We start from the raw sequence: 25,950 nt of genomic DNA on the forward strand, positions 1-25,950 counted from the left end.
GATATAGGTCAATTTTAGCACTAACCAGTACCAAAGTGGTAGCATAAAAACAAAAGTATGCAAAAATTTATAATTAAATTAATTGTTGTAACGCAATATAAACGGTATGAATGCCATAAATGAGCAATAAAGCAGCGCTTATGTTTTTAGTTAACTTATGATTTATTGCTGTTTTGAAAGTATCAGCTCCAATTCCGACAAGAAACATAGCGGGTAATGTTCCAAGCCCAAATGCTAACATGACGAGAGATCCGTTGAGAGAACTACCAGAAACCGCTGCCCAACTTAAGGTTGAATAAACTAATCCACAAGGTAACCATCCCCATAAAAAACCAAAAGGGATGGCATGAAATGGGGACTTTAAAGGAAGTAACGGCTTAGTAAGAGGCGATATATATTGCCAAAGTTTCTTACCAATGACTTCTATATAAACAAGACCTTTCCACCAATTAGCAATATAAAGAGCAAGTAAACACATTAATAACCCAGCAAGAATACGCAAGTAAACTAATGCACTATAACTTTCTGATATTGAGGCAATAGAGACAAACACCCCACCAATGATAAACCCAAAAAGAGTATACGATACAATCCTTCCAATATTATAAAGAAGAATAAACAACCAACGAGGGTAGCCCGTTTTAGCTGAATTTATTGAAATTACAGCAGAAATACCACCGCACATTCCAATGCAGTGGCCAGCTCCCATTAATCCAACAACAAACGCGCCGATAAAATCAATGTTCATCTTTTTTCTTTTTTATTGGTGTATCTTCATCAAATAAGATGTCTGTTCCTTGACGGTCAAGATCTTCAAACTGGTCACTCTTTACTGCCCAAATAAAAACTGCAACAGCGACGCATACCAACATAATAGCGATTGGGATTAATAAATATAAACTAGCCATTTTCTTTTAATAACCTAAGAGAATTAGAGACAACAATAATAGAGCTACCAGACATTCCTACAACCGCAATATAAGGAGCAACTAAGCCCATTACTGCTAACGGTAATATAATGGCATTATAGCCTAAAGCCCATGCTAAGTTTTCACGAATGATTTTTCGTGTTTTCATCGCAAGTTCTCGCGCTTCAATAAGTCGAGAAAGATTATCCCCCAGAAGGATCATATCTGCAGAAGCTTTTGCCACATCAGTTCCTGAGCCCATCGCTATTGATAGATGTGCGCCAGCGAGGGTCGGGGCATCATTAATGCCGTCACCAACCATTAAACTTACTTCTTGTTTTGGTAATGATTTTAAATAATCCAATTTGCCTTGTGGCGTTGCACCTGAAATAACGTCATCGATAGCTAAAGCATTAGCCACTTTTTCTACCGATGAACTACTGTCACCAGTTAGCATAGTCACTTTAATACCTAAATGGTGCAGTGATTGAATTAAGGCTTGGCTTTCTTGGCGAATTGGATCATCCAATACAAAAGCAGCAACCGCTTGTCCATTTTTAGACAACCACACTTGGTAATCTTGATTATTTTCTAATTCACAATCTTTCGCAGCAAATGCTTTATGACCAATCTTCCATTCATCGTTACCAATAACCCCTTGTAAGCCTGATCCAATGATATTTTCAACGCTATCAAAGTGAGTTTCAGTTGAGTCTCTATATTGTGAGAAAGCACGCGCAATAGGGTGATTAGCAAAGGATTCCATTTCAGCCGCGATTTTTTTTGCGGTTTCCTCTGATATATCTGTAAAAGAATGGACTTGAGTTAATCGAATGTTTCCTTCGGTTAATGTTCCTGTTTTATCAATAACTAAACGGTTAACTTTACACAGTGTTTCTAAAACATGGCCACGACGAAGCATTAAACCAAGCTGTGCTAAACGAGAAGTTGAACAGGTGATTGCTGTTGGTGTTGCTAGTGATAACGCACAAGGACAAGTCGCAACAAGAACTGAAAGCATGATCCAAAAAGCATCGTCTGGTTTTGTTTCGTGCCAGTAAAACCAAGTAAATGCAGAGATGATTAGAATACCAGCCACAAAATAACGAGCGACCAGATCTGCAATTTCTGCAACTTTAGGTTTAGACATTTGCGCTTCATCTTGAAGTTTTACAATGTTTGATATCAAAGAATCGGCTTTGGTTTTGGTTACTTTTATGGTTAAGTTACCATCGCCATTAATGGTGCCAGCGTAAACGGGGTCGGTTTCTTTTTTTGCTACCGGCATTGATTCACCAGTAAACATAGACTCATCAATCGCACTGTACCCTGAAATAACAATACCATCCGCAGGTAAGTGCTCTCCAGGAGGAACAATTACCGTATCATCTACATCAAGTGTTCGAGCAGGGACTTTCTTTCCTGATGTTAATGTTGCCATTACTGGAATAAGCTTTAAGAGGTTTCCTGTTATTGCAGCGGCTTTTCGACGTGCGCGCATTTCAAGGAATCGACCGAGTAATAAAAAGAAGGTAAACATGGCAACAGATTCAAAGAAAACTTCACCAGATTCAGTAACGGTTGCTACGACACTTGCGAAATAAGCAAATAACATAGCGATAGAAACAGGGACGTCCATTCCTAATGTTCTTGCTTTTAAACTGCGCCACGCATTCATATAAAATGGCAGTGCAGAGTAGAGCATAACCGGCGTTGCAAAAACTAAGCTTACATAACGTAGGTAATTTCTAAACTCGGCATCAAGATCACCAAAGACTTCAAGATATAAAGCAACGGCAAGCATCATGACTTGCATCGTTGCTAAACCGGCAACCCCTAAACGATATAAGTATTGCTTCATTGAGCGGTGATATTCTTCTTCTTGTTTGTCTGCTTCAAATGGGGCAGCTTTGTATCCCAATTGATGAATAAGAGTAAGAAGGGTACTTAATTTAGTTTCTTCTGGGTTCCAACTCAGCAATGCTCGATGTGTAGAGGTGTTCACTTTTATTTGATGAATACCTTGTGCATTAGTAAGTTGCTTTTCGATTAACCAAGCACATGCAGCACAAGAAACGCCATCGAGTGACAGCGTCACTTCTTTGAAGTTGTTATTGGTACGTATGAACTCTTTTTGAATCTCATTATGATCATAATGAGCTAGGGCTTTTAGTTGTTCTGGGACTAAATCTGCTTTATCGGCAGGGGCCGTACGATATTGATAATAAGAAGATAGGCCATTTTCAACGATAGTTTGCGCTACTGATTCACAGCCTGGGCAACACATATCACGGGTTTCACCTAAAATATCGATTTGAAAACTAGAGCCTGAAGGTACAGGCTCACTGCAGTGATAACAATCCTTCGACATATGGTTTATTTACCTTATCTATTTACCTAAGGGGAAAAAATCTTCAGTTGGAAAGTTTGTGCGGCCTTGAATCATCCATGAACTATCATGAGGTAATAATTCAATAAACCAAGGGCCTGCTAATGGTTCATCTAGGTTAATACGATAAATATTTTTCGCATCTGATGTTAATAATTGCGAGAAATCGTGGTTTGGTAACGTTCTATGGGTGAAAGTAGCGTTAATTGCAGGGTTATGCTCTAACTTGCCTTTATCAATTTCAATTTCAATTGTATTACCTACACTACGAACCTTAGCAAAAATTGAAAGTTCTTGAGCAACTTTGATTTTTGAAAGATCGACGTTTATTGCTTTGCCTTTCTTGTAATAGTCTTCTGCGACCAGATCGACATCATGCTCTACAAATAAAATGTAAGTTGATATACATGCAACGACAACGGTACCAGGAAGGATGATGAGAAACCAAGGCCAGAACTGCTTATACCAAGGTTGAGACATAGTAATGATTCCTATTAAAGATCTAGTTATTATGATTTTATATTAGAGATTCAATATAAAAAGGAAAAAAGCCCCTGTACATGCAGGGGCTATTATTTTTATTATTTGTTACTTAAGCTCCAGACATAGGCAGAAAGAAGTTGAATCTTCTCTTCACCTAATATGTCTTTCCAAGCTGGCATCACACCTTGACGGCCATTAGCGACTGTTTCAGTAACATCGGCACGAGAATCGCCAAATAACCAATCATTGTCAGTTAGATCTGGTGCACCCAGAGCAGGGTTACCTTTACCATCTGTACCATGACAAGCAGCACAAACGATAAATCGTTGTTTACCTGCAGCGGCTTCTTTAACGTTTACTTTACGACCAGATAGGCTAAGAGTATAACTTACTACTTCTTTAACACCATCAGCACCTAAAGCATCTCCCCAAGCTGGCATGTTCCCAATACGACCATTCATAATAGTTGTTTTGATTGCTTGAGGCTCACCACCATATAACCATGCATTATCGGTTAGGTTAGGGAAGCCTTTCATGCCTCTTGCATCAGAGCTATGACATTGAGAACAGTTTTGTAGGAATAAACGTTGTCCTACTTTTAATGCTTCTTTGTCATTTGCAATATCCGTAATAGCTCGGAACTCAGAGGTTCCTGGCTTATATGCAAGCTTTGAAAAAGTTTCGCCAAAATTCGTATTTGCGTCATCTAATTCACGAGCAAATTGATCAAGTGTTTTCTCTTTATGAGAACGCTCAATCGATGCTCGTGATTCTTCTACAGTACGAACGGTTTGGTCTGAACTTGTCCAACCTAAAATGCCTTTAAAGTTACCTAATCCAGGATAAAGAATTAAGTAAACAACCGCAAAGACGATGGTAGCCCAGAACATGTAAGTCCACCATTTTGGCAGTGGATTATTGAGTTCACGAATACCATCGTATTCATGACCCATATCTTCACCTTCTTCAACTCCTGTCGTATTTTTCAAGCAGAAACGAAGAAGTAGGCCACAACCAATTAATGTACCAATACTAATGATACTTATCCAGAGACTCCAAAAAGTACTCATTGTTTATCAACTCCTGTCTTGTTTTGGCTTGAAGTATCTTCTTGTTCATCAGCAAAAACCAAGTTAGCCGCTTCATCGAAACGAGCTGTCTGTTTTTTACTGTAAGCCCAGAAAATAATACCTATCATGCTGCAGAACAGAATGACAGTCCAAATTGCATGAATAGTTCCAGCGTCCATGTGGACCTCCTTACTTCATTGCATGACCAAGAGATTGAAGATAAGCGATAATCGCATCCATCTCAGTCTTGCCTTTAACCGCATCAGCCGCATTTTTTACGTCTTCTTCGGTGTATGGAACACCAAAGTTGTTACGGAAAATAGCAATTTTTTGCGATGTTAATTCACCATCTAACACGTTTTCTTCCAACCAAGGGAAGCCTGGCATGTTTGATTCAGGAACCACATCACGAGGGTTGATGAGGTGAACACGATGCCATTCATCAGAATAACGATCACCAACACGAGCTAGGTCTGGACCTGTACGTTTAGAACCCCACAAGAATGGATGTTCCCAAACGCTTTCACCAGCAACAGAGTAATGACCGTAACGTTCCGTTTCTGCACGGAATGGACGGATCATTTGGCTATGACAAACATTACAACCTTCACGGATGTAAATATCACGACCTTCCATTTCTAGTGGAGTGTAAACTCGTAAGTTTTCTACCGGTTCAGTCGTTTGTTTTTGGAAAATTAGAGGAGTGATCTCAACTAATGCCCCAAAACTGATTGCAACGACGATTAAAACGGCAAGAAGACCCACATTTTTTTCTATGATTTCATGACGATTAGAACTCATAACATGGTCTCCTTATAGCACTGGCTGTGGAATTGCTTTTAGGCTGTTCTTCGGAGCAGAGATAGTCTTGTATGCGTTGTACGCAAGTAAGAACATTCCTGATAAGAAGATTAGACCGCCTAAAAAGCGAACAAAGTAGAATGGGTAAGATGCTTCTAGTGATTCCACAAAGCTGTACGTTAATGTGCCATCCGAATTTACTGCACGCCACATTAAACCCTGCATAACACCTGAAATCCACATTGCTACGATGTAAAGAACTGTTCCGATTGTCGCTAACCAGAAGTGAACATTGATTAGTGATACAGAGTACATACGCTCTTGACCAAATAGCTTAGGAATTAAGTGATATAAAGAACCAATTGAAACCATTGCAACCCAACCTAACGCACCTGAATGCACGTGACCGATAGTCCAGTCAGTGTAGTGAGATAGGGCATTTACAGATTTAATCGCCATCATTGGACCTTCAAAGGTAGACATACCATAGAAAGACAGAGAGACAATTAAGAATCGAAGAATAGGGTCATAACGAAGTTTATGCCAAGCACCAGACAGCGTCATTATACCATTGATCATGCCGCCCCAAGATGGTGCGAATAGAACTAATGACATCACCATACCTAGTGACTGAGTCCAGTCAGGTAACGCGGTGTAATGTAAGTGGTGAGGACCGGCCCAGATATAAAGTGAGACTAATGCCCAGAAGTGAACAATAGATAAACGGTAAGAATATACAGGACGTTCCGCTTGTTTTGGTACAAAGTAATACATCATGCCAAGGAAGCCCGCTGTCAGTAGGAAGCCTACTGCATTATGGCCGTACCACCATTGAACCATTGCATCAACAGCACCAGAATAAATCGAATACGATTTTGTCATCGATACTGGAACAGCAAGGCTATTCACAATATGAAGAACGGCAACGGTTAGAATGAAGGCTCCAAAGAACCAGTTTGCAACGTAAATATGTGATGTCTTACGCTTAAACAAAGTTCCAAAGAAAACAATAGCATACGCAACCCAAACTAAAGTGATTGCGATATCAATCGGCCACTCTAATTCTGCGTATTCTTTACCTGATGTCATACCTAGAGGCAACGTAATTGCTGCTGCTAAGATAATTGCTTGCCAACCCCAGAAGGTGAACGCAACTAATGGACCACCGAACAAACGTGTTTGACAAGTGCGCTGAACAACATAATAAGATGTTGCAAACAGGGCACTTGTACCGAATGCGAAAATTACTGCATTTGTATGCAGAGGACGCAAACGGCTATACGTAAGCCACGGTGTGTCGAAATTAAGTTGCGGCCAAACTAATTGAGCGGCAATTAGTACACCCACACCCATGCCAACAATACCCCATAGTATGGTAACTAAAGAGAACTGACGAACAACGGTATAGTTGTAGTTTTGTTCATGCTGCTGTACTTGGCTCATAATTGCATGCTTCCACTTTTATTATAACTACACTTTACTTTCCATAGTGCGAACAAATTGTTCGCAATGCCACCCAAAATTCAACTTCAAATAATTGGATTTGTGACCCTTTTATTTTGAAATATTCCTTTTTAATGCAAAAATGGCATTTTCGGCATCAATGATACTGCACTTGAAAAATGAATCATAGTTGATGCAGATGGTAATTTTACGCTTAAGCAACATTTTTCCTTTTTTTTTGAACTAGATAACACAGGTTTTTCAACTATGGCTATAGAAAAGTTAACAGGCCCTCGTTTATATCAACTTATTTTCTTATTGATCGTTCTGATCAGTGCATTTACATGGAGGACAATCACATATATAGATCCAAATGATATTGATGAAGTTACAGAGGTTTGTGATATTACAGAACAAGCTTGTAGCTTTAATATCGATAGTAATCAGCTCATTATTGATGTAAAAGAGCGCCCAATTATGCAGAATACTGAAATAAACCTTTCAATTTCAAGTCTTGATACTGAGTGGACTTTAGAGGCTGAAGGTATCAATATGAATATGGGAAAACTGAAATTTCTGCATTTAAATGCCGATAATGCTGAAGAGAAGTACTCTGTTTTTTTACCAAAATGTAAACACAATGAGATGAAATGGATGGTCAACATATCGAATGGAGATGAGAGAATAAATGTTAGTTTTAACTCAATAAAGTAATTAATTTCATAGCGTTAAAAAGTAAATTATTAAAAATTAGAAACTCATGAAGAAAGGTAGTATTAGTATCTAAAAGTTAAGGTTATCTCGAGTTTTCTACACAGCAGCGTTAATCAAACTTAGTATCGTAATATTAGCGAACAGACTGCTTGATTGAAGTTTACTACGTAACAATAATAAGCCAGTAATTTAATCTTAGATAAATTACTGGCTTATTATATTTTATTTTAACAGTTACAGTGTAACTAGTATTATGGCAAAGCGTATTAAGAACAGAGATGTTCTAAGCTAATAATCATTAGATAGATACGAAGTATTATTTAATGATTATTAGCTATTTTATGGTAAATATGATTATGGTTAAATTACCTGTTATTGGAAGAGTTAGAGTAGTGATGGGGAAGATAAAACAGACTAATATCAAGTATAACCATATCTCATTTAACATAATATACATAATGCGCACTGTGATATACAGTAATAATAGATGATAATTTACTGATAACCATGAGTTTTAGTCAATTATCTGTTATTTATGTCTTTTGAATTTGTATCTTATTATCTTAGTCAGTTACACTAACTTAATTATATGATTGTTACCTTGTCACAATTAGCTTCAACGTTGTTTTGTGTTCAAGTATTTACCTAAGGTTTTTAAATGAAAAATAATAAACTGACTCTCCTTGCATTGCTTTCCAGTTTACTGCTTTCTGGCTGCGCTAGTTATTCTATTACAGAAAAAGAAATGACTGACTATCTGTCCGATGAAATTCATGTGGAAAAGTCTGTTGGGATCCCCGGCTTACTCTACGCTCAGGTTAATGTTGAAAATGTTAATGTTCAAATCGGACGTATTGATGCTGATAGGATCAGTGTTTTCGCAAACACGACAGCTGATATTCAAATGATGGATAAATTAGAACAAACCCTATCACTTACTTTAGAATTTAGTGCTATTCCTAAATACGATAAAGAAACTGGCGAGATTTATTTGAAGTCTCTTCGCTTAGAGAAATTTGAGGATAAAAATAAACAATTATCACCAGAACTGACGTCATTATTAAAACCAGCCGTTTCTATCATCGGTTATGCGTTATCTAATGAACCGGCTTATAAGTTAAATTCAGAGAAACTAAAGGAATCTCTAATAAAGTCAGCTGAACCTAATTTGGCTATTAAGAACAATAAGCTTGTGATTGATTTGTTTGGTAAGTAATAAATCAATTAGTTATAGTGCACTAGGCTACGTTTGATTAATAACTACATGAGCTGTTACTTTAATAGCTCATGTAGATCTGCTTTAAGTGATGACACTGTTTGACTCGCCTTTTCTGTTCTCGAGGCCTCACTTAATAAATACTCAATCGTATCTGATAGTGTTGAGTCTAAATCCTGTGCTCTAAGAGAAAGCTTTTCCCACACACGATAATCTAAGTCGATTGATTTCTTACGCGTATGTTCTTGTTCTGCATTAAAGTGACGCTTTCTTTTCGCTCGAATTGCTTGCTTTAGCTTATTCTCTAAATCAGGATTCATATGTTTTTGGATCCATTCGAGTGATTTTACCGGCTCATGCTCTAGTTTTAAGAACTCATTAACCTGTTGTTGTTGTTCACTAGAATCGATATAACACGTAATTGATCCCCCCATACGATGCTTATTAAATAAATACATCCATTTCCAACCGGCTTCTAGATTTTCAAGTTGTTGGTATTTCATATAACGCACTCATATTAAAGAGAATAAATTTGAGTGACAGTGTAACTCTAGTTTGCATTATCATCAACATTCTTCGTGGATAATGAGATTAAGATCTAATTGGTAATGTAACTACTGAAAAATCAGACGTGTGTAGTTATGTCATGTATAATCAGTTTTATTTTTTATCAATAAGTAAGCATGCAGTTAGACACGCCATTTCTAATCGAACCTCAGTACGATCATATTCAAGATGCCTTGGATCAATCTCACTCAATCGACGCACAATCCCCCTATTCTCTGCAGCCAAAATTGACTCAAGCTTTAGAGGTTTTCTCTCATATAAATGGCATTAATATACTGCAAATCAATGCGCTAGATAATCACGTTTATCGTGAATATATCGCAAACTGGTTATGCTTAAACACATCAAATCGCTTAGCTAATGACGAAATGGTCCCTGTTGTGGTTATTGAAAGTGCCTCTGAAGCAGAGCTTTTCGGTGTTTATCATAATAAAAGTGATATTCTTGAACATGGCTTATTACAAAAAGCCAATGGTGGTTTTCTAATTATTTCACCAAGTCTCCTACTGGCAAATCCACACTTTTGGCCAAGACTTAAAAGTTTATTACAAGGTCACCCGATAACAATTTCAGCAAGTGATTCAAAGTCACCAATGCCGCATACGCACCGTTTAATGGTTGATGTTAAATTAGTTATCGTTAGTGATCGTGCTTTACTTGGGGAAATCGAACAATTAGAGCCCGACTTGCTCGCTGGCATGTCAATGTTTGCAGAATATGAGTTTGATACCACATTAGAAAGTGACACGGTAACTGACTACATAAAACTGATTAACTCACTATCTATTAAGAATAAACACTTACCGCTACAAAATGGTTCTGCTTTATTACCGTTACTCAAAGCAGGCGCAAGAGAATGTGAAGATCAAACTCGACTTAACTTGTGTTTATTATGGTTAAACTCTATTTTAGCTCATGCTTCTTTGGCTTCACTGTCAAAAGAATATATTACTGCTGATGATTTTAACCAATCATTTAAAACCAAGTATCATATTGAATCCTATTTACCATCGAGAGCCCTAGATGATATTTTAGAGCAAAATATATTCATTGAAACTCAAGGTGAACAAATTGGTCAAATCAATGGGTTAACTGTTGTCTCTGTACCCGGACACCCTATTTCTTACGGTGAACCTTCTCGAATTACCTGTGTCGTACATGCGGGTGATGGTGAATTATCAGATGTAGAACGCAAAGTAGAATTAGGTGGCGATCTTCATGCTAAAGGCATGTTGATAATGCAAGCTTATATACTTAGCCAGTTAAAAACTCATGAACCACTTCCTTTTACGGCCTCGATGGTATTTGAACAATCTTACTGTGAAGTTGATGGTGACAGTGCAAGTTTAGCTGAGCTGTGTGCATTTTTAAGTGCCCTTGCGATAAAACCAATTAATCAAAGTTTGGCAATTACTGGTTCTGTCGATCAGTTCGGTATGATTCAACCAATTGGCGGCGTAAACGAAAAAATTGAAGCCTTCTTCCAGCTGTGTGAAAAACGCGGGTTAACTGGTGAGCAAGGTGTTATTATCCCAAAAACAAACGGAATTAATCTTGTACTTTCCGATGAGGTAATTCAAGCAGTTAATGAAAAACAGTTTACTATTCATCTTGTTAGTCATGTTGAAGAAGCTGTAGAATTATTAACAGGATTACCATTGCAATCTGAAGAGCACGAATCGATTTTCTCTTTAATTGCTCAACATATAGAAGATGTTGAACATAATCCGAACCAGTGTTCCGCTTTATTCTGTCGTATTAAGAACTGGTTTAACCAGCGCTGATCAGACTTGATAAGCGCACAAGTGTTAGCTAGAATCTCAGCAACTTATTTAGGAGTAATACTTTAATGCAAAACAAACCTAGTTCATACAATCGTGAAGATTTACTAGCATCAAGCCGTGGCGAATTATTTGGCGCAAACGGACCACAACTACCTGCACCAAACATGTTAATGATGGATCGCATCCCTCTTATGTCTGAAACAGAAGGTCTATTTGGTAAAGGTAAAGTTATCGCTGAGCTAGATATTACTCCAGACCTTTGGTTCTTCGATTGTCACTTCCCAGGTGATCCAGTAATGCCAGGTTGTCTTGGTCTTGATGCAATGTGGCAACTAGTTGGTTTCTTCCTTGGTTGGATTGGTGGCGAAGGTAAAGGTCGTGCTTTAGGTGTGGGTGAAGTTAAATTTACAGGTCAAGTTCTACCTACCGCTAAAAAAGTAACGTATGAAATTGATTTTAAACGTGTTATCAACCGTAAATTAGTAATGGGCCTAGCGGATGGTCGTGTTCTAGTTGATGGTAAAGAAATCTACGTTGCGAAAGATCTTAAAGTGGGTCTTTTTCAAGACACATCAAACTTCTAATTTAAGAATGTATTGATTGATAAAGCTAGCCTTATGCTGGCTTTATTTTTACCCAAACCACTATAGTTATAGTGCTCTAGGCCGTAATTAGATGACCCTCGTTCGTTAACCAATAATAATGATCAGATACTTAATGGCATTGGTCTTACTCTAGATAAAATTAAAGCCCCATAAAGAGGCTTTAATTTGAAATTCTATTTAATTATTTGAACAAACCGGAATGTTTGTCATCTCTTGCGTCCCGCCAACCTCCTAGCCAACATGAACGAGCATCCATTGCTTGATATGGGCAGTTCTCTGATGAACGGCCATTTAAACCAGCCTTGTAACCTTGTGATTGTGCTCGCTCTAAACGGTCACGCTTTTGTCTCTTCATAGTTCAGTCCTCATAGATGGAAGGCATAATGCTTCAATAAATATACTACTTTACTACTGATACCCTTTTATTCCGTTAGGGTTCATCACGAACATTTCATGATGACAATATTAAGAATCGGACAAGTTGAATCTTTTTTCAAGTCTAAAAAAAGCCCGAAGTCTCAATTTGTGACTTCGGGCTTAGTCTTATAAATTGCTTTTATTTAATTCGCTTTCGCATGAAACCAAATAAACCAAGCAGTGTCAGAGCACCAAAACCAAGTGAACCACCTTGACGTTCGATGATACTGTTCTCAGATGGACGATCATCAATATCAGAAGCTGTAGCTCCTGCAATTGGAACTAGCTTAACTGCAACTACAGTTTCAGTTGTACTTCCGTTACCACAATAAGAGTCACTCGCTACAGAGTCATAACCACCAGCACATTTAAGTGCAGTTGCTGAGATAACACCAGCGTCATTAATATCACTTGCATCGTAGATTCTATATTGATTGTTATGGGAACTTTCTGTTCCACCATTGGTCAAATCATCAATTATCCAAGCTCTTTTGTTGAAAATATCTTTACGCTCTTGAACAGACCCTTGATCAACAGTTCCGTATGGGTAAATAAACGCACGTTGACGACGTTGCTTACCATCGTATTCACGGTTATTTTCTACATCTACACGGCCAACAATTTCATTGAAATTATTGATCCCGCCCATCTCTCCGCCTGCACCAGCAAAAAAGATTTCACTAGAAAGAAAAGAAGCTCTAGGTGTTGGGCTTGAAGTGTCTGAAATAACAAATAAACGATTAGCGACCGCACCATTTTGAGGATAACTACCCGAGCGCTTTGCTTGACCAACAGCAACTAAATTTTTATTTATATTTGTTACAACAGAATTAGAGTGAATAAAATCACCACCTATTTCAGCTTGAGCATTTGCAACAGTATTAGAGTCCCAATTACTCTTACTAATATCAGTACCTGGTGTTTTTTGCTTAAAAATAGTTGCTTGCATTAAGCGTGAATCGCCATCGGCAGTACTATTATATCCAACAATATACATGCGATCTGAATCATTAGCATCGATAATTAAATCACGAGCACTACCTTGAGCATAAATATCATTTCCGCTGCCGTTATCTGAGGTGTTTTTCCAATTTAATTCTATTGGTGTATTGCTCCCATCCCATATAGCTGCTTTAGAGAAATTATTTATATGTCCAGTTCCTGAAGATATACTACCTACTGTATATGTATCCTCTTTTGCCCATGCTCTAGATTGTTTACCAGTTCCATTAGCTAAATCAGCTGAATTAAATGCTTGATTTCGGGTAGTTGATGAATGGTAATTTCCAATAGCTTCAGCTCCAGATACTAGACTATTAATTACTACGTTAGTATCTGTTTTTCTAAAAGCAACTTTGTCAATAAATGCTGCTGAATTATTTGGTGGCGTATTGCCTCCATTTAATTCGTTATACCAGCCTTCCCATTGATTTGAAGCCCAGGCTTCACAGGTAGAGTAACCTAATTGAAAAAAGCAATAGTCTTCAAAACCATTATATCCGTCTTCAATATAATCAAAAGAATTATCGATCGCGAATGCAACTTCTTCGCGATAAGACACGCCTTCAGCCCAATTACGAGTTTCGTTTGCTACAACAAAACTATCACATGCTTTTCCTGTCACACTTGGTGATCCAAAACACCCTAAAGGTTCAGTGGCCTCATCAACTATGACTGGTTCAACCGCAGTTCCATAATATTCTATACTTCCACGTGGATCTGGATCTGCATTTACTTCCACCACTTTATAAAGCGCCGCTTGCGCAGGAAGCGCAGCGGACACCAAAACAGCTAATGTGGTTAATTGTAATTTACTACTCATTTAACTTCCTATTGTAGAGCTTCAAGTTCTTCCCAACGCTCGAATGCCACTTCCAACTCTTGCTCGGCTTGAGCTAGGCGTCCTAAGACTTCATCTGTCTTTTTAGGATCTTGTTGGAAGAAAGACGCGCTGTTCACTTTCTCTTGAAGTTCAGTAATTTCGTTTTCTAATTTTTCTAACGTTTCAGGTAACTGTTCAAGCTCACGCTGTAACTTATATGATAATTTCTTTGGCTTAGCAGCCTGCTCTACTGTTTGAGTTTTAGCAGCAACTGGTTCCGCTTTTTCTTTTACTTTTGGAGCCATCGCATCACGAGTCGCCTGTACATTAGCACGTTGACGCTGTGCATCGTGATAGCCACCTACGAATTCTTCGATCTGGCCCTCACCTTCGAAGATCCAACTGGTCATTACTGTGTTATCAACGAACTGGCGATCGTGACTTACTAATAATAATGTACCCTGATAGTTGGCAAGTAATTCTTCTAAAAGTTCCAATGTTTCGATATCTAAATCATTGGTTGGTTCATCAAGAATCAATAAATTGTTTGGACGAAGGAACAAACGCGCAAGTAATAGACGGTTTTTCTCACCACCAGACAATGCTTTAACAGGTTGACGAGCACGTTTTGGCGAGAATAAGAAATCTTGTAAGTAGCTTAATGCATGACGCTCACGGCCACCCACTGTTACTTCTTGTTTACCATCTGCTAGATTATCAATAACCGTTTTTTCAGGATCTAATGCTTCACGATATTGGTCAAAGTAAGCCACTTCTAATTTCGTACCACAATGCAATTTACCTGAATCAGGTTGCAGTTGGTCAAGCATCAGTTTAAGTAACGTACTCTTACCACAACCATTCGCACCAATTAGTGCAATTCGGTCGCCACGCATAACATTGAAGCTGAAGTTCTTAACAATGTTTTTGCCATCAATTGAGTAATGAAGGTTTTCAGCTTCAAAGACAATTTTACCTGAACGATTTGACTCATCCACTTGGATATTGGCTTTACCCATTACTTCACGACGCTCTGAACGCTCACGACGTAATTGTTTTAATGCACGAACACGACCTTCATTACGAGTACGACGTGCTTTAATGCCTTCACGGATCCACGCTTCTTCTTGAGCAAGAACTTTATCAAACTGTGCGTTTTGATCGGCTTCTACACGCAGTGCTTCTTCTTTCGCTAGTAAGTATTCTTCATAGTTGCCAGGGTAAGAAGATAAGTTACCACGGTCTAAATCTACAATACGTGTCGCCATTGATTGAATGAATGCACGGTCATGCGAGATAAAGATAATTGAACCTTTAAAATCTTTTAAGAAAGTTTCAAGCCATTCAATCGTCGTTACGTCTAAGTGGTTGGTTGGTTCATCAAGAAGTAATACATCAGGATCAGAAACCAAAGCACGAGCTAACGCCGCTTTACGTTGCCAGCCACCAGATAAATCCGTTAATAGCGTATGACCATCTAATTTCAATGATTCAAGAACCGATTGAATACGCATATCAAAATGCCATGCATTAAGGTGATCAATTTTTTCTTGAGCACGAGATAGCTTATTAATGTTTGATTCACTTGGATCAGTTTCTAGTAAATCAAGAAGACGGTGATACTCTTTTAAGTATTTACCCGCCTCTGCTAGACCTTCTGATACGTAATCAAATACAGTGCCGCTCTCATTACGCGGTGGATCTTGCTCTAGACGAGAAACCACCACATCTTGATTAATTTGAAGTTTGCCGTCATCCATAATGATGTCACCAGCAATCACTTTCATTAGCGTTGATTTACCTGCACCGTTACGGCCAACTAAACACACTCGCTCATTTTCTTGTAAAGCGAAATCAGATTTGTCTAATAGCGGATGATCACCAAACGCTAATTGACCGTTATTAATTGTAAGTAATGCCATTGTCTTCTAACCAATTCTTTAATTGCGATATATTGAATGGCCAATTGAGCTCAGATAAGCCATTGGCCACCACAGGTATTGTGACACCGTAACGAGAGAAAAGCTCATCGTTGAACGCTATGTCTACCGTGTCTACTTTTTCGATATCTACACCCACCTCCACAAGCAAGTCAAACGCTTGCTCGCAAAGATGGCAGCCTTCCGTGCTATAGAGAGTAATCATTCGTCTCTAGTCTTCCTTGTGAGTAATAATCCAACAGTTATGAATGTGTTTATTACGAGCAAAATCAAGCGGCAATGTTTGCTTAGAAATATTCTTCGCTTTAAGCCCTGCTTTCTCTAGCGCTTCGTCATCCATTTTGAAGTTACGTTTATTGTTCGAGAATACGATTGTTCCGTTCTCACGTAGCATACGTTTTAGGTTCTCAAGTAACATGATGTGATCACGTTGAACATCAAACGTTTGTTCCATGCGCTTAGAGTTAGAGAACGTTGGTGGATCGATAAAGATTAAATCAAACTCACCTTCCGCTTGTTGTAGCCATTGTAGACAGTCTGCTTGTAAGAACTGATGCTGAGTACCGGTTTGATCATTGGTATTCATGTTCTTCTGTGCCCACTCTAGGTAGGTACGAGACATATCAATGGTCATGGTAGATTTTGCACCACCACAAGCCGCATGAACGGTTGCAGAACCGGTGTAAGCAAATAGGTTTAAGAAATCTTTGCCTGCTGCCATTTCACCAATCATTTTACGAGTTAACTTATGATCTAAGAATAACCCCGTATCTAGGTAATCTTGTAGGTTAACGATCAGTTTTACGCCGTACTCTTCAACATCAAAGTAGCGAGATTTCTCAGCCAGTTTTTGATATTGATTTTTGCCTGATTGCTTTTGACGAACTTTCAAAATTACGTTATTTGTTTCTACGCCAGTAACAAGAACCGTTGCACGGATCATATCGGTTAAACGACGACGTGTTTTATCTTCAGAAATTGTTTTTGGTGCGGCGTATTCTTGAATGATGATGTAATCTTTGTAAACATCAATCGCTGCATTGTAATCTGGTAAATCAGCATCGTAGATACGGTAACAATCTAGTTTCTCTTTACGAGCCCACTTACCAATCTTACCTAGGTTCTTTTTAAGACGGTTCATGAATTCAGGAGCAACTTCAACGTTAACCGCTTCTTTACGTTCAGCTGATTCTGTAATTGAGTAGTTTTTCTGAACACACGGTAATGCACCATTGTTCAGTTTAAATTGCTTATCAGCACGCATACGTATACATGCTAATAAATCATCGTTACTTGAATAGATTGATGCAGTACAACCACCAAACTGTTCTTTAAGTTGGCGGCCAAACTCACTGTACAACGCAATCAATGCAGGCTCAGTACTTAAACGCTCACCATATGGTGGGTTACAAATCACTACGCCATTTTCAAATGCTTCTGGACGCTCAATCTTAGTTGCATCACCAACATCAAACGTAATTAAATCTTCAACGCCAGCACGACGGGCATTTTCACGAGCCGTTTGAATAACACGGTAATCACGATCAAAACCATAGAAATGGGTATCTACTTTCTTAACGCCACGACGACTCTTAACACGAGCTTCTGAGCGAATTTCAGTCCATAGCTCTTCATCAAAATCATTCAGTGCTTCAAAACACCATTTCTCACGCTTAACACCAGGTGCCATTTCACAAGCCATTAGTGCCGCTTCAATCAGTAACGTACCTGAACCACACATTGGGTCTAATAATGGTTTGCTCTCATCCCAAGTACTACGAAGTACTAAGGCTGCAGCTAATGTTTCACGTAATGGAGCACGACCTGCTTCAGTACGGTAGCCACGTTGATGTAAACCTGAACCAATTAAGTCAAAGCCAAGAATCCCTTTCTCACCAGATAAACGCATATGTACACGCAAATCAGGTTCAGCTTTATCAATATTTGGACGCTCTAAGTCAGCTTTTGTAAAACGGTCAACAATCGCATCTTTAACTTTTAATGCGCCGTATTGGCTGTTTCGAATCTCACGGTTAGTACCGTTAAAGTCCACCACCAATGTTTTATCAGCACTGAAATAATTAGGCCAATTGATTGCAGAAGCACCTAGATATAAATCCATATCATCACGAACATCAAACTCAGACAGAACTTGAATAAAACGTGACGCGATACGGCTCCATAAGCAACAACGATAAACAACCTCGGTTGGAGCTTCAAACATTACCCCTGCATAAACCAATTTTGGGTCTGTAACACCAAGTGCAATAAGTTCGTCAGCGAGTAGGTTTTCAAGGCCTTTAGAAGTGATGGCTAAGTATTTTTTCATGGGATTCTTTTGGTTATTAAATTACCTCGCATTATACATGAATCTAGTTGAAAGAGGACAATTAGATTGTAGATAAACACAAAGTCCACCACCTAACTAATTTCTTAAAAAACATATAGTTAACAATTAACCATACGAACCCTTTCTCACTGCGTTTCTAAACAGAAACAAATAAGAGCAACTGGATCACGCAAAAAACTGGACTATACCAATTGATTTTCATATGGGTTATTTAGTTACACATCGGCGTAAATGAGGAATTTATTTATATTGCAGATAATTCTATCAGTGGGATATTAAAAATAAATATGCGGAATCTTGGGACTAGATCTCATTTATAAGAGACAGTAATACGGGAAAATTAACACTAAATATACAAAATAAAAGCTAGAATGACTTCTTTTGGGGAAGTTTGAATAACACTTTAAAGGTGAGATAAGGCGTTTACGTGAATTAAGAGTGGTACTAAAGAGAAGTTAAAATAGAAAAGAAGGCTTACTACCCTACTAATGCATAGTAAGCAGAGTTAACCACTTGCATCTTAGCCATGCGATCGTGCATCACTTTAATCGGCTCACAAAACGCCATGTATTTGGTTGGATTAAGTGCAAACGAGTCCATATCTACCAACATACACATACTGGCACATTCGTAGTTCTCAACAATAATGAAACGTCCTTCACCTAAATCATTTTTAAGAGAGACCACTTCCCCTTCTTCAGGGAAATATCCTTCACCTTGTGGCTCAAAGAACCAACTTTTAGGTAACATAGGCTTATGAAAGCGCTTTGCTGCTACACAGTTAAGTGCAAGTTCCACTTTACGAGGCTCTGATAGTGGAAGAAAAGAAATGTATTCTACAAACATTTGATAGGCAGAGGCATCATCGACAGAGAATTTACATTGCTCAAAAGCACCATCGATAAGAACCTTACAAGGTAAATTCACACGAAAGACCATATCCATACCCAAATCGAGCATTAGAGATTGTGCTTTATTATCGTAATACCAATTCCATGTATCACTGGGTTTAAGCATTATGGTTTCTCTCTTGAAAATGGGAAGCGTCCCTTCGTAAGCCAATCATCAATTACTGCAAATTATACTGAAAACTTGTGCTTATTTTCAGGCAAAAATATACTGATGCAATTAACTTCTAATTTTACAAGAGCTTAGGAATAAAAAAAGGGGAAATTCACATTCCCCCTTCTAATCGAATAATCTGTAAGCAACTTTCACTACTTTTTATAACAATTAGATATTATTCACAATATCTTTAACTAATGCAGGACCTTTATAAATAAAGCCAGAGTACACTTGAACCAGATCGGCACCAGCCATCATCTTCTCTTTTGCCGCAACATAAGAGTCAACGCCTCCTACCCCAATGATAGGTAAGTTATCACCAAGCAGCTCTTTAAGACGACGAACAACTTCAGTACTGCGAGTTTGAACAGGACGACCACTTAAGCCCCCCATTTCTTCTGCGTGCTTCATGCCTTCAACCATAGAACGATCTAATGTTGTATTGGTTGCAATCACACCATCAATCTTAAACTTAATTAACGAAGCTGCAATTTGAGATAATTCGTTATCATCCAGATCTGGTGCAATTTTTAGTGCAATCGGAACATACTTACCGAACTTCTCTGCTAACTCTGTTTGTTTATCTTTTAATTGAGAAAGAAGATCATCCAATGCTTCGCCATATTGAAGCGTGCGAAGTCCTGGAGTGTTTGGTGATGAGATATTAATCGCAATGTAACCTGCGTATTGATATACCTTCTCCATACAAATTAGGTAATCTTCAGTACCCTTTTCAATTGGCGTGTCTTTGTTTTTACCAATGTTAATACCAATAACACCATCAAACTTTGCTTTCTTTACGTTCTCAACAAGATTATCAACACCAAGGTTATTGAAACCCATACGGTTGATAATTCCTTCCGCTTCAATAAGACGGAATAGACGAGGCTTATCATTACCTGCTTGAGGACGAGGAGTTACCGTTCCCACTTCAATAAAACCAAAACCCATTGCACCAAATGCTTCAATACATTCGCCGTTTTTATCAAGACCAGCCGCAAGGCCAAGTGGGTTCTTAAAGGTAATGCCCATGACATCTACAGGTTTAGAAGCCAATTTTTGACGATAGAAGAGATCGAGAGGAGTGCCGGTAAAGCGTTTGAAATTTTGAATTGCTAGGTCATGTGCTTTTTCAGCATCAAGTTTGAAAATGCCAGCTCTGGCGATGCGATATAACATTGTAACTCCAAAATAAGTCCCGTATAAACGGAGAGTGATTATTCACTGATTCTATTCACAATTCAAACTTAATCGTACTTTATTCATTAATATTTACAGTTCACTTTCCACCCTTAATTTTAGTAAGAAATAATAAATCAATAAAAATGACTATTAATGTAGGTAAGTGAGAAAAATCTCGGGGAAATAACAAGGGGAAGTGAATATAAACTCACTCCCCCTATTATCAGGCAAACGTTTGTCTGATCGCATTAATCAGCGAATTTGTTACTCTATTGTTTTGACGTACAGCTTAAGTTTAGTAACGTAAGTTCTCTTAATGCTACCGAGAATTTAGCAAACTCATGGACTGAACCTACCTTAAATTCATTCAAGATATTATCCCAACGTCCTACTGATGTAGCATTCTTTTCACACCACTCTTCAATGGCCTTTTCTACTGACTCGGTATCTTTGTACTCAGCAAGCACTAATTGAGTCAGTTGACGTTGCTGCCAATCTAAGTCTTCACGAAAAGAAGCACGAGCAAGCGCTTGCCAATGGTTATCAACACCTTGGTTATTAATCTGTTTTAAGAACCAATGCAGAGATAACTTATCACCCAGAACATAGTATAAACGCGCCGTCGTTGAAACCGGTTGCTTCATATCTACCGCAACAGCTGAAATGTCCATTGCAGAGTACAAGCTACTTAGCCGAGCAAGAACATTACCTAGCTCACAAGGTACACCCATTTCTAGATAGTGATTAGCTTGTTCAATATGCTCAACTACTTCATCGTTAACTAAGTAACTATCAAGGTTATCTTTAATCTCATAAACTGCAGGCTTATATTTTTCAATAAGCTCCTGAATTGACATATTTTGTGAGCCATTACGTAATAACCAACGAGTCACTCGACGAATGGTTCTACGCATTGCAAATAATGCTTCATACTGAGCCTCTGTCGTTGAGATATTATCGAGATTACGGATCTGTTTAAATAAGTCACCAAAATCAAAAATAGCTCGAGTCGCTGAATACGCATTGGCTATATCAGTGACGGTGTAACCTGTTTCTTCTTGCAAACGAGTGATGAAGTTACAACCCATCTCATTAACCATCTGATTTGCTAAACAAGTCGCGATGATTTCTGAGCGTAGAGGATGATTATCCATTTCTGCTTTATAGTTACGTTGTAACTCTGTTGGGAAGTAAGTCGTCAGTAAATCAGCATGGTATGGATTATGTGCAATCTCATCACAGGCTAACTCATCCTTTAGAACCATTTTTCCATAAGCCACAAGAACTGAAAGCTCTGGACGAGTGAGACCCTGCCCCATTTTTTCACGTTCAATCAAGGTTTCATCATCAGGAATAAACTCTAATCCACGATCCAATTGACCTTTCTTCTCTAGGTTATGAATAAAACGAATTTGTTCTTTAACTAATGATGTACCTTGTTGCTCTGCAACTGAAATTGACTCAGCCTGACAATACGCATCATCAAGAACAATCTTGCCGACTTCATCTTCCATTTTTTGGAGCAGAACATTACGTTGCTTATAGGTTAGATCACCATTAGCCACTAAACCATTTAGTAAGATCTTAATGTTTACTTCATTATCTGAACAATCAACGCCGCCTACGTTATCAACAAAATCGGTATTAACACGGCCACCTTTTAGACCATATTCAATACGACCCAGCTGAGTCATACCTAAGTTGCCCCCCTCACCAACAACCTTCGCATTTAGCTCTGAACCATTGATTCGTAAAGAATCATTAGCACGGTCACCAACATCAGCACTGGTCTCTTTTCCTGATTTAACGTATGTACCAATACCACCGTTCCATAACAGATCCACCTCCATTTTTAAGATCATTTGGATTAAATCGTTTGGAGCCAATGACTGTTTACGGGTACCTAGCATCTTCTGAATTTCAGGAGACAGATCTATCGACTTAGCACGACGAGAGAAAATGCCACCACCTTGAGAAATCAGATCTTTATTGTAATCTTCCCAGCTTGAGCGAGGTAATTCGAATAAACGAGCACGCTCTGGCCAAGTCAGATCTGAATTTGGATTAGGGTCAATGAAGATATGCATGTGGTTAAATGCCGCTTGAAGACGAATATGTTTTGATAGCAACATACCATTACCAAACACATCTCCCGCCATATCACCAATACCAGCAACGGTGAAGTCTGTTGTTTGACAATCAATTCCCATTTCACGGAAGTGACGTTTAACCGATTCCCATGCCCCTTTAGCAGTAATACCCATCGCTTTATGGTCATAGCCATTAGAGCCACCAGAAGCAAATGCATCACCTAACCAGAAGTTGTACTCTTCTGAAACTGAGTTCGCTAAATCAGAGAAGGTTGCCGTGCCTTTATCTGCCGCAACAACCAAATACGGATCATCATCATCATGACGAACCACATTGTGTGGTGGAATAACTTCACCTTCAATAATGTTATCTGATACATCTAATAGCGCACAAATAAACTGCTTATAACAACGCTGGCCTTCTGCAAAAATATCATCACGAGTTGTGAAATTATGCTGTTTCTTACAAACAAACCCCCCTTTTGCACCTACAGGAACAATTACGGTGTTCTTAACTTGTTGTGCTTTAACCAGACCAAGAACCTCAGTACGGAAATCCTCTTGTCTGTCTGACCAACGTAATCCACCACGTGCTACTTTACCACCACGTAAATGCACACCTTCAATATCAGGAGCATAGACAAAAATCTCAAACGCCGGCACTGGTGCAGGAATTTCGGGGATAATGGATGGCTGAAGTTTTAGAGATAGCCATGGTTTTGGTAGGCCATTCTCTGCTTGTTGATAATAGTTAGTACGTAACGTCGCTAATATCATCTCAACATAACGACGAATAATACGATCATCGTCCAAGCTTTCTACTTTATCTAGACTTGAGTAAATCGCATCAAGTTGCTTTTGTTGTTTCTTCTCTGACCATACAACGCTTGGATCAAAACGGAACTCAAACAAATTAACCACAGCAACCGCAAGTTTGGTATGCGTTGACAGTGTATCTTCAATGTATTGTTGACTAAATGGGAAACCCACTTGACGCATATAACGAGCATAAGCACGTAAAATCGTCACTTCACGGCCAGACAGACCAGCACCAAGTACCAAACGGTTAAAGCCATCACTCTCTAATTGACCATTCCAGATCTGAGCAAACGCTTCTTGGAAACGATCACGAGCTTGACGAAGATCGACCTCTTCAGAACCATTGTGGATCATAGAGAAATCTAAGATCCAATCCACCGAACCATTACTCTTCTTAACCGTATATGGTGATTCACCAATAACACGTAAACCTAAGTTTTCAAGCATAGGCATAACGTCTGATAAATGAATCGGCTCATCACGGTGGAACAGTTTCAATTTAACGTTCGCAGAGCCTTTTTTCTCTTCTTGCGGACGATAAAATAACATACCAAGTTTGTTATCATCACTTAATAATTCAAGACGTTCAATATCAGCAACAGCAGAGCCTGGAAGTGTTGCTTCTTTGTATGAACGAGGAAATGCGCTTTGATATTTCTTCGCTATTGCAGTTCCTTTACTCTCACCTAAGTTAGCCACAATCACATCACATAGACGGTCATCCCAAGTAGAGGCAGCTTCCATTAAATTATTTTCAATATCTTTCACATTAATATCGCCGTTATTGTTGTCTACACGAATTATGTAATGCGTTCTTGCTAATGCACTCTCAGAGAAAAATGTCGTAAATTCAACTTCTTGACTAGAACCAAAATAGTTTTTAAGAATACGTTGAGTTTGACGACGAAGCTCTGTGTTATAACGCTCTTTAGTTACATACACCATGCATGAGAAAAAACGACCAAATGGGTCACGACGAACAAATAAACGCAACAAATCACGGTCTTGCATTTTTACAACACCTGTACCCACCTCTAACATCTCTTCTTCTGTTGCTTGGAAGAGCTCATCACGAGGGTAAGTTTCAAGGATATTGCTTAATGCTTTATAAGAATGCGAGCCTTTAATGTATTGGCTGGTTTCTAAAATACGTTCCACTTTATTACTAAGTAGTGGAATATTAGACACACTTTGATTATAAGCCGTTGAGGTATAAAGCCCAGTGAAGCGATGCTCACCAATCACTTTACCTTCTTTATTTAAACGCTTAATACCAATGTAGTCAGTATAGGCTGGTCGATGAATACGAGACTTCGTATTTGATTTTGTTAATATTAATAAATCTGATTTTTTCGCTGCAGCGCACGCTGAAGATGGCATCTCAGAGAGCTTCGTCATATGAATACGTGAAGCTAAAGAGAATAAACCTAGACCAGCCTCTGCTGTAGGTGTTAATTCATGATCACCTTCCACAGCCGTTAAATCAAAATTCTTGTACCCCATTAAGGTAAAGTTGTGATTTTGAAGCCAAGTTAAAAACTCAATCGCTTCATTCACTTCTTCTTTTGCTATTGGAGACTCATTATCTTTAAGCTCTTGAATTACTTCTGTTAGTTTATCTGACATTGGCTGCCATTCATTCACCACACGGCGAATATCTTCAAGCACCAATAGTAATTCAGCTTGAAGTGCGTCCATTTCAGAAAGATCATTCATGTGATCAACTTCGAAATGAAATAACGTTTGTTGCATTTTTCCATCACTGCTGCATATCGAAATAATCTCACCGCTCTCATCACGAGTAAAGCAATGTGGACCATGTAACATAAAGTGACTTGTCATATCAAGACGGGTTAGCGCCATCTTAACGGAATCGACTAAAAATGGGCTATCAGGCGTAACAATCTCAACGACTGTATGGGTTGATTGCCAGCCATCTTGACTTAATTTTGGATTAAAAACACGAACTGATATATCAAAAAGATTTACATCAGATAAATGGTTCCAAAGACTAAGGGTGGCACCGTACATATCCGATTCATTACGTTGCTGTAAATCATCATCATCAATGTTGGCAAATAAACGCTGAGCAAGTTGTGTTACTAGGGACTGTTGAGGCATTTCAAGCTTTTCAGCAATTAGAGCGTACACTTTCTCAAGTAGTACTGGAACGATAGGATCACGCGTCGTCATAAAGCGAATGCTCCGTTTCTTATGATTAGAATTATTTATATAGTGTAGCAGTTGAAACTGCTTATGCGCTTCACATTGTAAGGATAATATAG

Annotated in this window: 21 protein-coding genes; 4 read left to right on the forward strand and 17 right to left on the reverse strand. The window is 38.6% G+C overall.

Features of this window, described 5'->3' with window-relative positions; translation table 11 throughout:
- Positions 1–73 precede the first annotated feature (73 nt).
- From PVK62_RS02380 to ccoN, 8 genes are all read right to left on the reverse strand, one after another.
- A complete protein-coding gene (locus PVK62_RS02380) occupies positions 74–748 on the reverse strand; it encodes a sulfite exporter TauE/SafE family protein (protein ID WP_274443143.1) in 675 nt (224 codons plus the stop codon).
- A complete protein-coding gene (gene ccoS / locus PVK62_RS02385; protein ID WP_274443141.1) occupies positions 738–908 on the reverse strand; it encodes a cbb3-type cytochrome oxidase assembly protein CcoS in 171 nt (56 codons plus the stop codon). Before ccoS ends, PVK62_RS02380 begins: the two co-directional genes overlap by 11 nt.
- Positions 901–3,279 (reverse strand): heavy metal translocating P-type ATPase, encoded by a 2,379-nt coding sequence (locus PVK62_RS02390; protein ID WP_274443140.1) that lies wholly within the window; start codon positions 3,277–3,279, stop codon positions 901–903. Before PVK62_RS02390 ends, ccoS begins: the two co-directional genes overlap by 8 nt.
- Before the next feature lie 18 nt (positions 3,280–3,297).
- Entirely contained in the window at positions 3,298–3,777 is a 480-nt protein-coding gene (locus PVK62_RS02395) for a FixH family protein (RefSeq protein WP_122034783.1), read from the reverse strand.
- Positions 3,778–3,878: 101 nt separating this feature from the next.
- Positions 3,879–4,850 carry a cytochrome-c oxidase, cbb3-type subunit III gene (gene ccoP / locus PVK62_RS02400; protein ID WP_274443138.1) on the reverse strand — a complete coding sequence of 324 codons (972 nt, stop codon included), beginning with the start codon at positions 4,848–4,850 and terminating at the stop codon, positions 3,879–3,881.
- On the reverse strand, positions 4,847–5,029 hold the full coding sequence (locus PVK62_RS02405; RefSeq protein ID WP_122034787.1) for a cbb3-type cytochrome oxidase subunit 3: 183 nt from the start codon (positions 5,027–5,029) through the stop codon (positions 4,847–4,849). Before PVK62_RS02405 ends, ccoP begins: the two co-directional genes overlap by 4 nt.
- A 10-nt stretch (positions 5,030–5,039) precedes the next feature.
- Complete coding sequence (ccoO, locus tag PVK62_RS02410) at positions 5,040–5,651, reverse strand: cytochrome-c oxidase, cbb3-type subunit II (protein WP_122034790.1); 612 nt, start codon at positions 5,649–5,651, stop codon at positions 5,040–5,042.
- 12 nt (positions 5,652–5,663) lie between these two features.
- Entirely contained in the window at positions 5,664–7,094 is a 1,431-nt protein-coding gene (gene ccoN, locus PVK62_RS02415) for a cytochrome-c oxidase, cbb3-type subunit I (RefSeq protein ID WP_274443135.1), read from the reverse strand.
- Positions 7,095–7,361: 267 nt separating this feature from the next.
- On the opposite strand from ccoN, the gene PVK62_RS02420 reads away from it, so the two are divergent.
- Together PVK62_RS02420 and PVK62_RS02425 are read left to right on the forward strand one after the other, a co-directional pair.
- On the forward strand, positions 7,362–7,808 hold the full coding sequence (locus PVK62_RS02420) for a hypothetical protein (protein ID WP_274443134.1): 447 nt from the start codon (positions 7,362–7,364) through the stop codon (positions 7,806–7,808).
- A 658-nt stretch (positions 7,809–8,466) separates the two neighbouring features.
- The gene (locus PVK62_RS02425; protein WP_274443133.1) at positions 8,467–9,024 is read left to right on the forward strand and encodes a DUF1439 domain-containing protein; all 558 of its coding nucleotides are present in this window, start codon (positions 8,467–8,469) and stop codon (positions 9,022–9,024) included.
- A gap of 56 nt (positions 9,025–9,080) precedes the next feature.
- On the opposite strand, the gene matP is transcribed toward PVK62_RS02425, so the two are convergent.
- Positions 9,081–9,527, reverse strand: coding sequence for a macrodomain Ter protein MatP (gene matP / locus PVK62_RS02430; protein ID WP_274443132.1), 447 nt, complete (start codon positions 9,525–9,527; stop codon positions 9,081–9,083).
- 180 nt (positions 9,528–9,707) lie between these two features.
- On the opposite strand from matP, the gene PVK62_RS02435 reads away from it, so the two are divergent.
- Positions 9,708–11,375, forward strand: a complete 1,668-nt coding sequence (locus PVK62_RS02435) for an AAA family ATPase (protein WP_274443131.1) — start codon at positions 9,708–9,710, stop codon at positions 11,373–11,375.
- 65 nt (positions 11,376–11,440) lie between these two features.
- Entirely contained in the window at positions 11,441–11,959 is a 519-nt protein-coding gene (gene fabA, locus PVK62_RS02440; RefSeq protein ID WP_274443130.1) for a bifunctional 3-hydroxydecanoyl-ACP dehydratase/trans-2-decenoyl-ACP isomerase, read from the forward strand.
- A 202-nt stretch (positions 11,960–12,161) separates the two neighbouring features.
- Here fabA and rmf read toward each other — a convergent pair whose 3' ends face one another.
- From rmf to PVK62_RS02480, 8 genes are all read right to left on the reverse strand, one after another.
- A complete protein-coding gene (gene rmf / locus PVK62_RS02445) occupies positions 12,162–12,335 on the reverse strand; it encodes a ribosome modulation factor (RefSeq protein WP_045102089.1) in 174 nt (57 codons plus the stop codon).
- Positions 12,336–12,536: 201 nt separating this feature from the next.
- Positions 12,537–14,219 (reverse strand): DUF3466 family protein, encoded by a 1,683-nt coding sequence (locus PVK62_RS02450; protein WP_274443129.1) that lies wholly within the window; start codon positions 14,217–14,219, stop codon positions 12,537–12,539.
- Between the two features lie 8 nt (positions 14,220–14,227).
- Positions 14,228–16,141: an ABC transporter ATP-binding protein gene (locus PVK62_RS02455; protein WP_274443128.1), complete on the reverse strand. Its 1,914-nt coding sequence runs from the start codon at positions 16,139–16,141 to the stop codon at positions 14,228–14,230.
- Entirely contained in the window at positions 16,122–16,364 is a 243-nt protein-coding gene (locus PVK62_RS02460) for a glutaredoxin family protein (protein WP_065591114.1), read from the reverse strand. The genes PVK62_RS02455 and PVK62_RS02460 overlap by 20 nt, the downstream gene beginning before the upstream one ends.
- 6 nt (positions 16,365–16,370) lie before the next feature.
- Entirely contained in the window at positions 16,371–18,488 is a 2,118-nt protein-coding gene (gene rlmKL / locus PVK62_RS02465) for a bifunctional 23S rRNA (guanine(2069)-N(7))-methyltransferase RlmK/23S rRNA (guanine(2445)-N(2))-methyltransferase RlmL (protein WP_274443127.1), read from the reverse strand.
- Positions 18,489–18,986: 498 nt separating this feature from the next.
- Complete coding sequence (locus tag PVK62_RS02470) at positions 18,987–19,526, reverse strand: cell division protein ZapC (RefSeq protein ID WP_274443126.1); 540 nt, start codon at positions 19,524–19,526, stop codon at positions 18,987–18,989.
- A gap of 216 nt (positions 19,527–19,742) precedes the next feature.
- Positions 19,743–20,753 (reverse strand): quinone-dependent dihydroorotate dehydrogenase, encoded by a 1,011-nt coding sequence (gene pyrD / locus PVK62_RS02475; protein WP_274443125.1) that lies wholly within the window; start codon positions 20,751–20,753, stop codon positions 19,743–19,745.
- A 272-nt stretch (positions 20,754–21,025) separates the two neighbouring features.
- Complete coding sequence (locus PVK62_RS02480) at positions 21,026–25,858, reverse strand: NAD-glutamate dehydrogenase (RefSeq protein WP_274443124.1); 4,833 nt, start codon at positions 25,856–25,858, stop codon at positions 21,026–21,028.
- Between the last annotated feature and the right edge of the window lie 92 nt (positions 25,859–25,950).

Source organism: Aliivibrio sp. S3MY1 (assembly GCF_028765575.1).
GTDB lineage: Bacteria > Pseudomonadota > Gammaproteobacteria > Enterobacterales > Vibrionaceae > Aliivibrio.